Annotated in this window: 3 protein-coding genes; all 3 read right to left on the bottom strand. The window is 33.3% G+C overall.

Going from position 1 to position 17,641, the window contains the following annotated elements; all coding sequences use genetic code 11:
• Positions 1 to 58 precede the first annotated feature (58 nt).
• Entirely contained in the window at positions 59 to 15,928 is a 15,870-nt protein-coding gene (locus AC2TY9_RS05020; protein ID WP_489779836.1) for a DUF5801 repeats-in-toxin domain-containing protein, read from the bottom strand.
• Between the two features lie 103 nt (positions 15,929 to 16,031).
• A complete protein-coding gene (locus AC2TY9_RS05015; protein ID WP_489779835.1) occupies positions 16,032 to 16,829 on the bottom strand; it encodes a sensor histidine kinase in 798 nt (265 codons plus the stop codon).
• Positions 16,830 to 16,872: 43 nt separating this feature from the next.
• Positions 16,873 to 17,637 carry a WG repeat-containing protein gene (locus tag AC2TY9_RS05010; protein ID WP_489779834.1) on the bottom strand — a complete coding sequence of 255 codons (765 nt, stop codon included), beginning with the start codon at positions 17,635 to 17,637 and terminating at the stop codon, positions 16,873 to 16,875.
• Positions 17,638 to 17,641: the final 4 nt, after the last annotated feature.

Below are 17,641 nucleotides of genomic sequence, written 5' to 3'. Positions count from 1 at the left end.
GAAATAAAACTTATATTAAAGATTGAGAGAAAAGGAATATTCCTTTTCTCTTCATATTTTAAAGGTCTGGGTCAATAGATACATCTTCATCTATTAAGATTTTGATATTTGAAGTTCCATCTGTCCCTTGGTAAACATTAAATATGTCACCATTTATCTCCTCTTTACCTTGAGAAGTCCAGTTAGAATCTCCACCTTCAAGTGTTACTTTGTCATCGCTATCACCAAAGATTTTTAACTCTTGGTCATCATCAATAACTAAATCATCTACATTTATTTCTAAATTATTTGCATGTGAATTAGTCATATCAACTGCATCAGTATTTGCTGATAAAACTCCACTTAAATCAATAGTATCCGCATCTACTAAATCAATTACATTTTCAGTTTGTGTTGGTGTAAGATCAACTTCAATTGTTACATCTACTGTTGTACTATCTCCATCTTCATCAGAAGCAGTTACACTAAACAGTTTTGATGTGTCAGTACTAAATTCTGAAGATTTAGCAGTGTATGTATAATCTCCTGATGTAAAATCAAATGTTAATGTACCATCTCCATCTAGCTCTATTCCTGAAGAAGGGAAGTTAGTACTTGTATATGTATTTCCATTAACTTCAATACTATCAATAGAAATTTCACCATTTCCTTCTGAAATATTTTCTAAGACATTTCCATTAACAGAAGCTGTAACTGTCCCTGCTAGTACATTTCCTAGTGTTGAATCATCAGTTACCATAAGAACTTCATCTCCATCTTGAACCTGAACTATTTTAAGTGGTGCCTCTGTTGCTCCTGAACCTACTCCAATTACATTTAATTTATCTATATTATTTGATACATAATTAGACCATTCAACTATTGTATGGTCAGAATCTTCATCAATTTTCCAACTATCGTTATTTGGATTACCATCAGATAAGAAATATGCAATAGTAGAAGCAGCATCATGTCCATTAAAATCAACATCCATAGTTTTTTCTAAACCTAAATAGTAATTTGTAGCATGTTCAGATAAATCATCATCAACTAAGTCTTCAAATGTATGATTTGAACCAGAATATACTAAATCATCATGATGATTCATTGATAAATCATTTAAAAATTCAATAGCTTGAGAAGTACTCATCCATCCAAAGTTTGCAGAACAAGAGTTAAATAATGTTAAGTTAACTTCAGTTTCGCCATTTGCTGCATAAGCTTGAATTGTTGAAATAACTGATGCTTTTGCAATTTCAAATCTTGTAGTCCAATTATCATTGCTATCTTTTACCCCATCATTCATCGAACCAGAAACATCTAAAGTAAATAATAGATTCGTTGTAGCATCACCAAATACTAAACTATTAGTTTCGTCATAACTCACTGGTAAACTATCAGGAACAATCAATTTAAACTCACTACTTATTTGTGCTTCAAGCGGGCAATTGTCTGGATCTGCCGGAGTAATTTCTCCATTTAAGCTCTCTTCTGATTTAGCAGTAATTGTTAAAATATACTCGTCAGGAGTAATTCCATCAGGTACTGAAACTTTAATAGCATCCATATCCCAAGATTTTACATCTACATAATCAAGTGCTGCAGTTGCAGTAAAGGTATGGGCTCCATCAGAAATTGTAAACCCTTCAGGTAAATTATCAACAATTATACTTTTAAAGCTTTCTGAGCCATCTAAATCAACTAGTTCTGAAGAGATTGCAAAATAAGCATCATTACCACTTTCAATAGTCAACTCAGTTTGACTTGATACTAACTCAGTAAATCTTACATCATGAATTAAAAAGTCATCACCCTCTTGTTTTGCAGAAATTCTAATTTCATCAAAACTTCCTCCATTTGGCAATGCAAAAGTATATGGACCATCAACTTCATCAGTTTGTGCTGCATCATAGTGTTCTTGAGAATCTATTTTTATGCCATCTTTATAGAACTCTACAATTGCAACTTCTCCATCACCGTCACCATTGTCATAGCTATGTTTCCATGCATAACTAACATCTACACTAGTTAATGCATTTTCAAACTCAATAGCAATAACCTCAGAACCTTCTCCTGGATAATAGTTTATCTCTGTATCATTACCTGGATTTTCACCACTTGGAACAGTTGATTTAACACCAAAGCCATCATGAACTGTACCTGTTACAATTGAAATTGGTGCTTCATCTAATTCTCCATCTCCATCATTGTCATAATGGTAATATGCTTTAACTGTATATCCACCACTTGTATCATTTACATTAGTTAAATCAATTGTTGTAGTATTTTCCGTACTTCCTAAAACATTTAACGTTGGAGCATCTGCAACAGGTGAAACATCAATAGTCATAACTGAAGAAGTTGAAGTCCATGTTGCATTATTATCTGTAGATATACTAAAGTTAAACTGTGCGTAATCATTTTGTTGATCACCAGTTCCTGCATCATGATATTCATCTCTTCCAGATTGATGTAAATCAGGTAAATATGTAAGTTTTCCATCATCTATATCAGCTGAACTAATCTCAATTGGTGTAGATATTGCTACTCCATTTAATAATATAGTTCCAAGTACTGGTAAAGAATCTATTCTTACTGTTGTTGCATCACTATCGAAATCATCTAATGTAAATGTATAGCTTATATCTTCACAAGTTATTACATTTGTATCAATTGGTGTATTAATTGTGATATTTAGATTAGCAGTTGCACTATCTCCATCTCCATCTGTAACAGTATAAGGAATAGTTAATGTCTCAATTCCAGAATCTTTATCAAGCTGTGAAACTGTATACCCTGGTGTTGCTGTATCTAATCCTGTAGCTGTAAGTTTAATAATTGTTTCACCTAAACTATTTTTACCAATTAAAGTTGTAAGGTCATCAGATACTCCATCATTTGCATAACTCCAAGTAATTGTTCCAACTGAACCACTTATAATTATCTCATCAAAACCATCAGATAAGTTTTCATCTCCCCAATTAAAGGCTTCTTTGTCCCCATCAAGTTTAATTCCCGTTCCATCAGCTGCTCCATCTGCACCGAAACTAAAATCAAATGTTCCAGATGCATTTACTACAGTTCCTTGTAAAGTAGCCGATAAATCTGCTGGATTATCAACTTCAAGTACATTTGACGAAACTAATGACAAGTAAGTTGTACTTACATTTGTTCCTATTCCTACAGAATAAACTCCTGCAATATTATTTGATGCATCATTTACAAATGTATTCCAAGTATTTAATGTAGGAGAATCTACATAAGGTGTGCCATCATGATCTTCAAATCCATCTACATGGTTACCACTTGTATAATCGTTTGGATTATAAGTTGTAGAGTCATTCATCTCTACAGTTGGGTAACCATCTGATAAGAAATAAACATATGTATCTCCACCATTTGGTGAAACTGAATAGCTACCTACTGTTTCTTGTAGTGCGTCTTCATAGTTTGTCCAACCACCATCACTTAAATTAGTTAAATATGTAGTAACTTCAGATGCGCTCATCCAAGTTCCATTTCCAAATGCAGTTGTACTAAATGTATTAATTTGAATCAATACATCTCTTCCTTGTGATTCATACTCTGAAATTAGATCTTCAATTGACTCTTTTGCAATCTCTAATCTAGTTTTAGATGTTCCTGCTACATCATTATCCATACTTGATGATACATCTAATGTAAATACTAAATTAACAGGTTTTGAATCTACTTCAACTGTTTTGGAAACATCATTAGCAGATGCGATATCATCTGCGATCTCAATAGTAATTGTATCTGTTGCTCTAGTTCCATTCCCATCTATTATCTCTACTTCTAGAGATAAATCTGATAATAAATCTTCTACATTCATTTGTGGATGATCTACATTTTCATGTAACGTAAATGTATACTCACTATTTGTTGGGTCTAAAGAAATAGTAAATATTGGTGTCCCATTTTCATCTACTCCTATTATTGTTTGATTATTATTAGAATATTCTAATGTTATATCAAGACCTTCTGCTGTTAATGTTGTAGTTTGATTCCCTGTAAATTGTATACTTCCTGCTCCATCATCTCCAAAGTCATATGTCAATGCTTTTGTTTCTGTATATACATTATTATATCCATCTGTATCAGTTGTATTGATTGATGGTAATGCATCTTCATCTACAAGTGCATCTTCTACTGTAATCGTTGGTATATCATCTACTGGAATAATTACATCTATTTCTAAGTTAGCTGTTACACTATCTCCATCTCCATCTGTAACTGTATATGGAACTTTTAAACTTTCTATTCCACTATCTTTATCTAACTGTGTCACTACATATTTTGGAGAATTTGTATAAATATCTGTTGCTTCTATTTTTACAACTACTTCTCCATTACTATTTGTCCCTGTAATCAATGTTCCATTAGCTGAAACTACCCAAGTAATATTTGTAATATCATTATCATTTGAATCTTTTGCTATTGGTGATTCCCATGTAAATGCTAATTTATCCCCATCTAGTTTTGTTGCTGTTACAGTTGTAACAACTGTATCAATAAGAACATCTCCTAATGTAGATGTGTCTGTTACCATTAATACTTCATCACCATCTTGTACTTGTACAACTTTAAGTGGAGCTTCAACTGCTCCTGTTCCAATTCCAATTACATTTAATTTATCAATATTACTTTCAACATATGCTTTCCAATCTTTTATAGTTTGGTCACTATCTTGGTCTATTTGGTCAGAATTGTTATTTGGCTCACCATCTGATATGAAATAAGCTACCGTTGTATCAACATCATGACCTGCAAAATCAATATCCATTGTTTTAGTCAATCCACTGCCATAATCTGTTCCAGCAACATCAAAACCACTAAGTTCAGTTCCATTTGAAAATACTTTCCATGTTGTAGAATCCATTGTTAAACCATTGATAAATGAAACTGCATCAGTTGAACTCATCCAACCATAGTTATTCGCTCCACCATTAAACAATGTTAAGTTTACTTCTGTTTCACCATTTGCAGCATATGCTTCTATTGTCGAAATCATTGATGCTTTTGCAACTTCAAATCTCGAAGTTGTATTTCCATTACTATCTTTAGTATCAAAAGTCATTGAACCTGATACATCTAATGTAAATAATAAGTTTGCTGTTCCTGTATCAGTTGTGGTATAAGTACCATTTATTCCATCAGCTGCTTCATCTGCTCCAAAGGCAAAGTCTAAAGAACCAGTCTCATAAACAACTGTCCCTTGTAATGTTGAAACTAAATCTGCTGGATCATCTACAATTGTTACATCATCAGAAACTTGTTCTAAATAAGTCTCACTTACATTTGTTCCTATCCCTACTGCGAATACTTCTTCTATATTATTTGCTGGATTTGATACAAATGCATTCCATGCATCTAATCTTGCTGCATCTATATATCCTGTATCTGCTGTCGCTCCATCTACACCATCTTGGTCATTACCATCTGTTACATCACCTACTGTTGAAGTTGAATCATCCATCTCTACAGTTGGGTAACCATCTGATATAAAGTAAGCATAAGTTGTCCCTGTTGGAACTGTTGAACTTTCATAAGCTGTTTGAGTAACTGCTAATGCATCTTCATAATTTGTCCAACCATTATCATTTAATGTATTTAAAAAGGTTGACAATTCACTTACTGTCATCCATTTCCCATTTTCTGCTGAATTAGCACTTGTACTAAAAGTATTTACTTGTATCAAGACATCTCTTCCTTGTGCTTGATAATCTGCTACTACTTGTTCCATAGCTTCTATTGCAATCTCTAATCTTGTTTGTGATGTCCCTGATACATCATTCCCCATACTTCCCGATACATCTAATGTAAATACTAAGTTTACTGCTTCTGGATTTAAATCTATTGTTGTTTCTGTATCATTAGCTTCTGGCATATCATCTTCAACAACAACATTTAGTGTTCCTGTATCAGTTGCACCTTTTGCATCTTCTACATATACTCCTACATTAAACCCTATTACATCTTCCACTGAATTTGTTGGATGATCTACTTGATTTGATTGAGTAACTGTATAATCTCCATTGCTATCAACTTCGATTTTAACAACCTCTTGCCAATCTGGATTTGCAGATGTTCCATTATTAATTTTACCAATTAATGTATCTGTATCCTCTCCACTCCACTCTACAGTTTTACCTTCTGAAGTTAATGTCGATGTTGGTGCTGTTAATTTAACTGTTAAGGCATCACCATCTGGATCGGATGCAACACTTCCTGTTTTTACAACTTTATTTGTTGTATCATCACCTACATTCTCACCTGTTGTATCTTTTAATCCACCAGCTAAACCTTCATCAGAAACTCTTACACTTGCATCTGTTACAACTGGTGGCTCGTTATCTGTTTTACCATCAATTGTAATTGTTAATGTAGTTGTACTTGTATCCCCATCACTATCTGTAATAGTATATGTAAACTCTTCTGTTAATGTTTGTCCATCATCTAATGCTAATACTCTTGAGTCTGCATTATCTAAATCATATGTATATGAACCATCTTGGTTAAGAGTAATTTCACCATACTCACCATCAAATGAACTTCCTACATTTCCTGATACTGGATTTGATGTATCATTACCTTTTGCAACTCCTGTTACATATACTGGGGCATCATCACTATCTGCTCCAATATCATCTGCTACATCTCCTGTTTGTCCATTTCCATAAACATTACCACTCAATGTATCTGTTTTCTCATTCATAGATCTTACGTCTGCATTTGCTACTGGTACATCATCTACAATTGTTACTGTTAATGTTCCTGTTGCTTCATCGCCATCTGGATCTACAATTTTTAATGAAATTTCATCTTTTATCTCATTATTATTTGTTGGATGATCTAGGTTATCTTTTAATGTATATTCATAGCTAACTAATCCTGTATTCTCATCAAATCCTGTAATAATTAGTGTTCCTTTTACAGTATCAATTGGTGAAGAATTCGTATTATTTGTATCTAATAATTCTGCTTTTGTAAATGTTGTTCCACCAATTTCTACTTGAGTAATTCCATCAGGAGAAGTGATTTTAAATACTCCTGTATCTTTTTCACTATCATCACTTGAATCATCTAAACCTTTTTCATATACAATTGATGAAGGATCATTTAAATCTGGATTTGGATCAATTGTTGGTTTATCATCAATTCCTATATTTAAGTTAGCGCTTGCACTATCACCATCTCCATCTGTTACAGTAAATGGCATTACTAAATCATCAATCCCACTATCTTTGTCTAATTGCGTTATTTCATATTTTGGATCAGTTGTAATATCTTTTGCTTCTACTTTAATTACTACATCACCATTGATTTTTCCTATAATTGTCTGCCCATCTAACGATACTGTCCAATCTACACTTACATCATTCCCATCTACATCTTTTGCTGTTGGTGTATCCCACGTAAATGCTAATTTATCACTATCTAGTTTAATTCCAGTTCCATCTGCTGCACCATCTGCACCAAAGTTAAAATCTAAGTCTCCTGATTTATTAATCATTGTTGATAATAATTGTGTAGATAAATCATCTGAATCTACTATTGTTGTATCTGAAGAGATTTGTTTTAAGTATGAGTCATCACTCATCTCAATACCAACTGCATACACACCTTGAATATTATTCGCAGGATCAGAAACAAATGCATCCCATGCATCTACTCTTGCTTGGTCTAAATATGTGTCTTCATTATTAAAGTAGGTATTTGGATTATCATCTACATCATCTAAGTTATAACTTCCTGTTGTATCATCTGGATCTACTGTTCTATCATCTAACTCTGTTGTTGGAACTCCATCTGATAAGAAATAAACATATGTATCACCCTCTACTGGTGTTGTATAATGCTGCTGTGTTTCATATAATGCATCTTCATAGTTTGTTAATCCTGTTGCAGTTAAGTTTAATTTACTATTTAAATCTGCAGAATCGAACCATCCTGAAGTAGAATTTACTTCTGAACTAAATGTATTAATCTGTATATTTACATCTCTTCCTTGGTTCTCATACTCACTTACTAAATCTTTAATTGCATTAATTGCTTTTTCTAATTTACTTCCTGAACCATTCCCCATACTCCCTGATACATCTAATGTAAATACTAAATTGATTGGTTCTAATGTTGTATCTATTGAAACATTAGTATCATTAGCAGATGCGATATCATCTGCGATCTCAATAGTAATTGTATCTGTTGCTCTAGTTCCATTCCCATCTATTATCTCTACTTCTAGAGATAAATCTGATAATAAATCTTCTACATTCATTTGTGGATGATCTACATTTTCATGTAACGTAAATGTATACTCACTATTTGTTGGGTCTAAAGAAATAGTAAATATTGGTGTCCCATTTTCATCTACTCCTATTATTGTTTGATTATTATTAGAATATTCTAATGTTATATCAAGACCTTCTGCTGTTAATGTTGTAGTTTGATTCCCTGTAAATTGTATACTTCCTGCTCCATCATCTCCAAAGTCATATGTCAATGCTTTTGTTTCTGTATATACATTATTATATCCATCTGTATCAGTTGTATTGATTGATGGTAATGCATCTTCATCTACAAGTGCATCTTCTACTGTAATTGTTGGTATATCATCTACTGGAATAATTACTTCTATTTCTAAGTTAGCTGTTACACTATCTCCATCTCCATCTGTAACTGTATATGGAACTTTTAAACTTTCTATTCCACTATCTTTATCTAACTGTGTCACTACATATTTTGGAGAATTTGTATAAATATCTGTTGCTTCTATTTTTACAACTACTTCTCCATTACTATTTGTCCCTGTAATCAATGTTCCATTAGCTGAAACTACCCAAGTAACATTTGTAATATCATTACCATTTGAGTCTTTTGCTGTTGGTGATTCCCATGTAAATGCTAATTTATCTCCATCTAGTTTTGTCCCTGTTCCATCTGCTGCTCCATCTGCTCCAAAAGCAAAGTCTAAAGAACCAGTCTCATAAACAACTGTCCCTTGTAATGTTGAAACTAAATCTGCTGGATCATCTACAATTGTTACATCACTAGAAACTTGTTCTAAATAACTTTCATCTACATTTGTTCCTATCCCTACTGCGAACACTTCTTCTATATTATTTGCTGGATTTGATACAAATGCATTCCATGCATCTAATCTTGCTTCATCAATATATCCTGTATCTGCTGTCGCTCCATCTACACCATCTTGGTCATTACCATCTGTTACATCACCTACTGTTGAAGTTGAATCATCCATCTCTACAGTTGGGTAACCATCTGATATAAAGTAAGCATAAGTTGTCCCTGCTGGAACTGTTGAACTTTCATAAGCTGTTTGGGTAACTGCTAATGCATCTTCATAATTTGTCCAACCATTATCACTTAATGTATTTAAAAAGGCTGACAATTCACTTACTGTCATCCATTTCCCATTTTCTGCTGAATTAGCACTTGTACTAAATGTATTTACTTGTATCAAGACATCTCTTCCTTGTGCTTGATAATCTGCTACTACTTGTTCCATCGCTTCTATTGCAATCTCTAATCTAGTTTGTGATGTCCCTGCTACATCATTCCCCATACTTCCTGATACATCTAATGTAAATACTAAGTTTACTGCTTCTGGATTTAAATCTATTGTTGTATCTGTATCTTTCGCTTCTGGTGTGTCATCATCAATATTAATATTTAAACTTCCACTAACTGTATCTCCATCTGCATCTTTTACATCATATGTTATGGCAAAGTTTACATTGTTTTCTGTATCATCTCCAACTAAACCATCTAACGTAGGATGAGATATTGGTGCTTCTTGTGTAACTGAATAATCACCTGTTACAGAATCAACAGTTATAGTAGCAACTAAAACAGGATTTGCTCCACCTTGATCTTGATAAATTGATAATAAAGATCCGTCAGCATTAGGAGTTGCTGTTAATCCATATGAATTGATATCAATACCTGTAAGTTCTACACTCCCTGCGCCATCTGTTCCAAAATCAAAATTTAATGTTCCAGTTGCATTTGAAGAGTTTGTATCATCTTCAACTCCTCCAGCATTTCCGTTTGGCATAGTATCATCATCTAATTTCACTAATTTATTTAACTCTGCTTCTGGTCCATCATCTTTTATATTAAATACACCTACATCTACACTTGTATCACTTGATGCTAATGCTACTGTTGCGGTATCTGTATCTCCATCTGCATCTGTTACTGTTTGTGTTAAGTTTATTGATACTTCTTCATTATTTAGTTGTCCTAGTACTAGGCTCTCTGTATCATTATCACTTGTTGTATCTGAATGCCATACATTCTTTGTTTGTGTAAATGTTACTGTTGATCCTGTATTACTAATTGTAAAGTATGTTGTTGTTCCTACTTTACCAACTATCAATCCATTCTCTTCACTTAATAAAATCTCTGCACCTTTTGCACCATTCACACCTAATGCATATAATCCTGATGCTACCCCTGATACTGTTGTTCCTGTCGCATTTGTTAAGCTTAGTGAGTAACTTGTACTTCCTGCTCCATCTGTTCCATATACTTCTGATGCTGTTACTCCGCCTACTCCTACTACTTTAAATAAGCTTGAGAAGTCTGCTTCTGATGAGTTCGCGCTTACATTATCTGCTGGATTCGCTTGTGCTCCTGCACTCTCATCTACTGTTAATGATATATTTGTAACTTTTGCGGCATCTACTGCTGCATCATTTAAATCTGCACTTGGTCCATCATCTTTTATATTAAATACACCTACATCTACACTTGTATCACTTGATGCTAATGCTACTGTTGCTGTATCTGTATCTCCATCTGCATCTGTTACTGTTTGTGTTAAGTTTATTGATACTTCTTCATTATTTAGTTGTCCTAGTACTAGGCTCTCTGTATCATTATCACTTGTTGTATCTGAATGCCATACATTCTTAGATTGTGTAAATGTTACTGTTGATCCTGTATTACTAATTGTAAAGTATGTTGTTGTCCCTACTTTACCAACTATCTCTCCATTTACTTCACTTAATAAAATCTCTGCACCTTTTGCGCCATTCACACCTAATGCATATAATCCTGATGCTACCCCTGATACTGTTGTTCCTGTCGCATTTGTTAAGCTTAGTGAGTAACTTGTACTTCCTGCTCCATCTGTTCCATATACTTCTGATGCTGTTACTCCGCCTACTCCTACTACTTTAAATAAGCTTGAGAAGTCTGCTTCTGATGAGTTCGCGCTTACATTATCTGCTGGATTCGCTTGTGCTCCTGCACTCTCATCTACTGTTAATGATATATTTGTAACTTTTGCGGCATCTACTGCTGCATCATTTAAATCTGCACTTGGTCCATCATCTTTTATATTAAATACACCTACATCTACACTTGTATCACTTGATGCTAATGCTACTGTTGCTGTATCTGTATCTCCATCTGCATCTGTTACTGTTTGTGTTAAGTTTATTGATACTTCTTCATTATTTAGTTGTCCTAGTACTAGGCTCTCTGTATCATTATCACTTGTTGTATCTGAATGCCATACATTCTTAGATTGTGTAAATGTTACTGTTGATCCTGTATTACTAATTGTAAAGTATGTTGTTGTCCCTACTTTACCAACTATCTCTCCATTTACTTCACTTAATAAAATCTCTGCACCTTTTGCGCCATTCACACCTAATGCATATAATCCTGATGCTACCCCTGATACTGTTGTTCCTGTCGCATTTGTTAAGCTTAGTGAGTAACTTGTACTTCCTGCTCCATCTGTTCCATATACTTCTGATGCTGTTACTCCGCCTACTCCTACTACTTTAAATAAGCTTGAGAAGTCTGCTTCTGATGAGTTCGCGCTTACATTATCTGCTGGATTCGCTTGTGCTCCTGCACTCTCATCTACTGTTAATGATATATTTGTAACTTTTGCGGCATCTACTGCTGCATCATTTAAATCTGCACTTGGTCCATCATCTTTTATATTAAATACACCTACATCTACACTTGTATCACTTGATGCTAATGCTACTGTTGCGGTATCTGTATCTCCATCTGCATCTGTTACTGTTTGTGTTAAGTTTATTGATACTTCTTCATTATTTAGTTGTCCTAGTACTAGGCTCTCTGTATCATTATCATTTGTTGTATCTGAATGCCATACATTCTTAGATTGTGTAAATGTTACTGTTGATCCTGTATTACTAATTGTAAAGTATGTTGTTGTTCCTACTTTACCTACTATCTCTCCATTTACTTCACTTAATAAAATCTCTGCACCTTTTGCGCCATTCACACCTAATGCATATAATCCTGATGCTACCCCTGATACTGTTGTTCCTGTCGCATTTGTTAAGCTTAGTGAGTAACTTGTACTTCCTGCTCCATCTGTTCCATATACTTCTGATGCTGTTACTCCACCTACTCCTACTACTTTAAATAAGCTTGAGAAGTCCGCTTCTGAAGAGTTCGCGCTTACATTATCTGCTGGATTCGCTTGTGCTCCTGCACTCTCATCTACTGTTAATGATATATTTGTAACTTTTGCGGCATCTACTGCTGCACCATTTAAATCTGCACTTGGTCCATCATCTTTTATATTAAATACACCTACATCTACACTTGTATCACTTGATGCTAATGCTACTGTTGCGGTATCTGTATCTCCATCTGCATCTGTTACTGTTTGTGTTAAGTTTATTGATACTTCTTCATTATTTAGTTGTCCTAGTACTAGGCTCTCTGTATCATTATCATTTGTTGTATCTGAATGCCATACATTCTTAGATTGTGTAAATGTTACTGTTGATCCTGTATTACTAATTGTAAAGTATGTTGTTGTTCCTACTTTACCTACTATCTCTCCATTTACTTCACTTAATAAAATCTCTGCACCTTTTGCGCCATTCACACCTAATGCATATAATCCTGATGCTACCCCTGATACTGTTGTTCCTGTCGCATTTGTTAAGCTTAGTGAGTAACTTGTACTTCCTGCTCCATCTGTTCCATATACTTCTGATGCTGTTACTCCACCTACTCCTACTACTTTAAATAAGCTTGAGAAGTCCGCTTCTGAAGAGTTCGCGCTTACATTATCTGCTGGATTCGCTTGTGCTCCTGCACTCTCATCTACTGTTAATGATATATTTGTAACTTTTGCGGCATCTACTGCTGCACCATTTAAATCTGCACTTGGTCCATCATCTTTTATATTAAATACACCTACATCTACACTTGTATCACTTGATGCTAATGCTACTGTTGCGGTATCTGTATCTCCATCTGCATCTGTTACTGTTTGTGTTAAGTTTATTGATACTTCTTCATTATTTAGTTGTCCTAGTACTAGGCTCTCTGTATCATTATCATTTGTTGTATCTGAATGCCATACATTCTTAGATTGTGTAAATGTTACTGTTGATCCTGTATTACTAATTGTAAAGTATGTTGTTGTTCCTACTTTACCTACTATCTCTCCATTTACTTCACTTAATAAAATCTCTGCACCTTTTGCGCCATTCACACCTAATGCATATAATCCTGATGCTACCCCTGATACTGTTGTTCCTGTCGCATTTGTTAAGCTTAGTGAGTAACTTGTACTTCCTGCTCCATCTGTTCCATATACTTCTGATGCTGTTACTCCACCTACTCCTACTACTTTAAATAAGCTTGAGAAGTCCGCTTCTGAAGAGTTCGCGCTTACATTATCTGCTGGATTCGCTTGTGCTCCTGCACTCTCATCTACTGTTAATGATATATTTGTAACTTTTGCGGCATCTACTGCTGCACCATTTAAATCTGCACTTGGTCCATCATCTAAGAATCTAATATCTAAAGATTGTTCACTTGTTGCAGAAACAGTATCTTTATCTGCATCTGTTATTGTTAATTTTACTTTAATTAAATCATCTAAATTTAAAGGGGTCTCTTCATGATCTAAAATACCATCATTATTTACATCTGCATTTACATCTGCATCATCAGAGTGTTCCATAGCTTGGTATTGAGTAACTGTAACTTCACCTGTAGAACTATTAATTGAAATTGTAAATACAGGATTTGTAGTTGTGTCTCCATCAACATACCCAGAGAAAGATCCATCATTATTCTCTTTTAATAAGATTTCAGTAGTATCTCCAGTTAAATACAATCCTGTACTAACTCCATCATTCGCTGCTAGGCTATATTCTTCTGTTACACTACCTGTATCATCAGCACCTATAGAATAAGTAAATAAACCGGATATTGCACTTGCTGAAATTGTTGCACTTGTTTGTCCTACAATACCAGTATCAAAATCAGATTCATCAAGCTTAACTAACAAATCACTTTGATTATTTTTTATAGTTGGTACATCATCTTCAAATTGAAGAGCATTACTAATATCAACATTAGCCGCTCCTGTAGCAGTATCTTCATCACTATCAGTAACTACTGCCGTTGCATATAAAACTACATTTCCATCAGCTAATCCAATAATCTCATCAGTACCACCTACAATATTATCTGGAGCATTATGATCTATCTCTTCATATTGAGTTAAACTAACTTCACCTGAAGTTTCATCAACACTTACTTTGAATACTTCTATACCAGAAGTTGTTGTACCTATAATATCTCCATTAGAATCTACTGATACTGTAATTGATTCACCAGCATGTGTTAAACCAGTAGTTGCAGTTTTAACTGCTAAAGTATAAGTAATTGTACTGCTTGCAGAAGCATCATTATCAGCGCCAATACTTACATTGCTAATATCAAAAAGAGTTGAGAAAGAAGCTTTTGCAGTACTTTCATTAGATCCAATTGTTTCTTCATCTAAAGTTGTTAATGTTGGGATATTTTCTTCATTATACTGAATATCTGCGCTTGGAGTGTCATCAACAATATTAAGATTTAACTCTGCATCAGCAATATCACCATCATTATCTCTTACTGAAATAGTAATTGATGAAGTAGGCAAAATATTTGAACTATTGTTTGTTGCATCACCATCATCTAGCTCTCCAGTATGATCTACATTATCTAATAAAGTGTACTCATATTCAACTTCATACAAATTTGTAGATATTTGAGTAAAGCCTGTAATTACAATTTCTCCTTCTCCTACATTAATTGCATTTGAAGGAGTAGTATTTGTTGCAAGTAACTCAGTTAATGTAAAGTCTACACCAGCAACAGTTACCAAAGATATCCCATCTGGAGAATCGATTGAAAAACGCCCATTGTAAATATCACTATCATCAGATGAACTTAAAAGTCCAGCTTCATAAACAGTTCCAGCATCTCCAATAATCAATACTGGAGAAAGATCACCCTCTGCAGCATCAACTTCCCCACTTGGGTTTGCTGGATCAAAAGTTGTACCTCTACCTCTTCCAACAACACTATTTACTTGTCCAGATGGATCAATAGGATCATTTGTTAAACCTCCAGTATCACCAACTTCACCTCCAGCTGCTGCTGCATCTAATTGTTCTGCTAAAGAACCGAAGCCATCAATAACAATACCATCAAGGAAAGTAGGATCAGGATTATTCGTATCAGCTAATAATTCTTTTAATTGGCTAATAACATTGTCACCTTCAAAGTCATAATTTAAGGCAGTTTCATTAAGTTCTTTTAGTCCATCCTCGTCATTCATAATACCAAGAACAGTTTTCTCTTTTTCATTGGCAATGCCATCAGAGGCCTTGATGAAATCTGCCATATTTTCTAAAACTATAACAATTCTTTCACCATTAGCAGCGAAGATAAGTTCAATAGAACTTTCACCATCTTTTAGATCTAAAGTATATTGTCTACTTCCATCTGAGTTATCAAAGTAAAACTGTTGCCCAGCACTAGGAGAGAAGGTCGTATCCTCTGAAATTACTTTTGTTTCAACTAGACCGTTTGGATTTTTTATTATTAACTTAATCATGACTTTTCCTTTAAGTATTTTTTTATACTATATTCTATAAAAAAAAAGTCTCTATAAAGTCTCTTAAAATGAATTGTTTTATTTTTTTGAATAATTGAAGAAATTACTTATTAGTAATTATTTTAAAAAGTGCCCCATCTTTTTTATTTTCTACCCAAAGTCTACCATTCATATTGTTTTCAATTATCAATTTTGACATAAATAGACCTATACCTGTACCATTAATTTTTTCATAGGTGAAAAATGGTTTAAATATATCCTCAATAGGTTTTACTCTTACTCCTCCTGCATTATCTTCTATACTAATAATAACTGCATCTTCTGTTTCATCGATAGTTATTATGACCTTCGGATTTTTTATTTTTCTTTGGATTAGTATATCTTTTGCATTATTAATAATATTAATTAAAACCTGAGTATATTCATTTTTATAACCATAAATTGTTGGATTTTTTTTAACAATGATATCTAACATAATATTGTTGTTTTTTATACTAGTACTTAAAATATTTAAAGAAGCATTTATTTGTGAGGATAGTTTAAACTCCTCTTTTTCTTTTGTTGTAGCGAAAAAATTTTCAAAATCATCAATAGTATTTGACATATATTTAGTTATTTCATTTAAGTTACTTATTGTTTCTTTTAACTCTTTTTTATCAATATCTAAATCAAAATCTATTTTTGCTTGTATCGGAATAAATAAAGAAGAAAGTTCCATTAATGGTTGTCTCCATTGATGAGCAATATTGTTAAGCATCTCTCCCATAGCTGCCATCTTATTTTGTTGGAACATAATTTTATCTTTTTGACGGTTTTTTTCAACCTCTAAACTTACAAGTTTTTCAAGTTCTTTATTTTGTTCTTCTAATTCAAGAAATTCATCTAGTTTTGTTTGTCTCATGATAGATTACTCAATCTTTAGGGGAGGGAGAACCCCTTAAAGACTAAAAATTTTCACCTCTAGAAAAAATAGACTTTGTAATCTCTTTTCCCTTAGAGTTTATATATGCTGTTTTTCCATTAAGAATTACCTTAGCAAATCCTTTTGAAAAATCAAATGCATAATCATATTTTGGCTGAGCTAGAACATTACAAGATTCATCAATATAACCCCATTTACCATCTTTAAAAGTTCTTGCAAAACCATCAATATAATTGTAAATTTCATCATATTCATCATTGATTTTAAGATTCATATCTTTTGTTATACAACCCCATTTCCCATTTGCATTAGATTGTACAAAAGTCGCATCTGCAAAGAATTCCCTTGCTTTTTTAAATATAGGTTTTTGAACAACTTCAAACTTTTTGTTCATATATCCATACTTATCGTCAATTTTGATAACTGAAAATCCATTAAATAATTTTGAAATAGCATCATAAATAGGTTTTACAACCATTTCATTTTTTCTATTTATAATTCCATATTTTCCATTATATTCAACTACTGTATACTCATCACCATAATAATTGTGTAACCAATGTAAGTTTAGAACATTTGGATGTTTAGTTTTAATGTTTTTATTTTCTACATCATCAAAACTTGACATCTCATCATAAATTGGTTTTATTACTACTTCACTATTATTTTCTAAAGTTCCATACTTACCATTTTCATTGATTATTGCTAAACTATTTTCGCTAGAGCTTGAACACCCAGTAAAAATTAACAATAGTAATGAACTTAAGAATAGTATTTTTTTTGCCATAATT

It is taken from the genome of Arcobacter sp. ISO1 (assembly GCF_058105185.1).
The sequence above is the reverse complement of the archived record's forward strand: the minus strand, read 5'-3'. Positions and strand labels throughout refer to the sequence as shown.

Coding starts and splice junctions, on each gene's coding strand:
- AC2TY9_RS05020 (WP_489779836.1), bottom strand. CDS start 15,928: ATGATTAAGTTAATAATAAAAAATCCAAACGGTCTAGTTGAAACAAAA.
- AC2TY9_RS05015 (WP_489779835.1), bottom strand. CDS start 16,829: ATGAGACAAACAAAACTAGATGAATTTCTTGAATTAGAAGAACAAAAT.
- AC2TY9_RS05010 (WP_489779834.1), bottom strand. CDS start 17,637: ATGGCAAAAAAAATACTATTCTTAAGTTCATTACTATTGTTAATTTTT.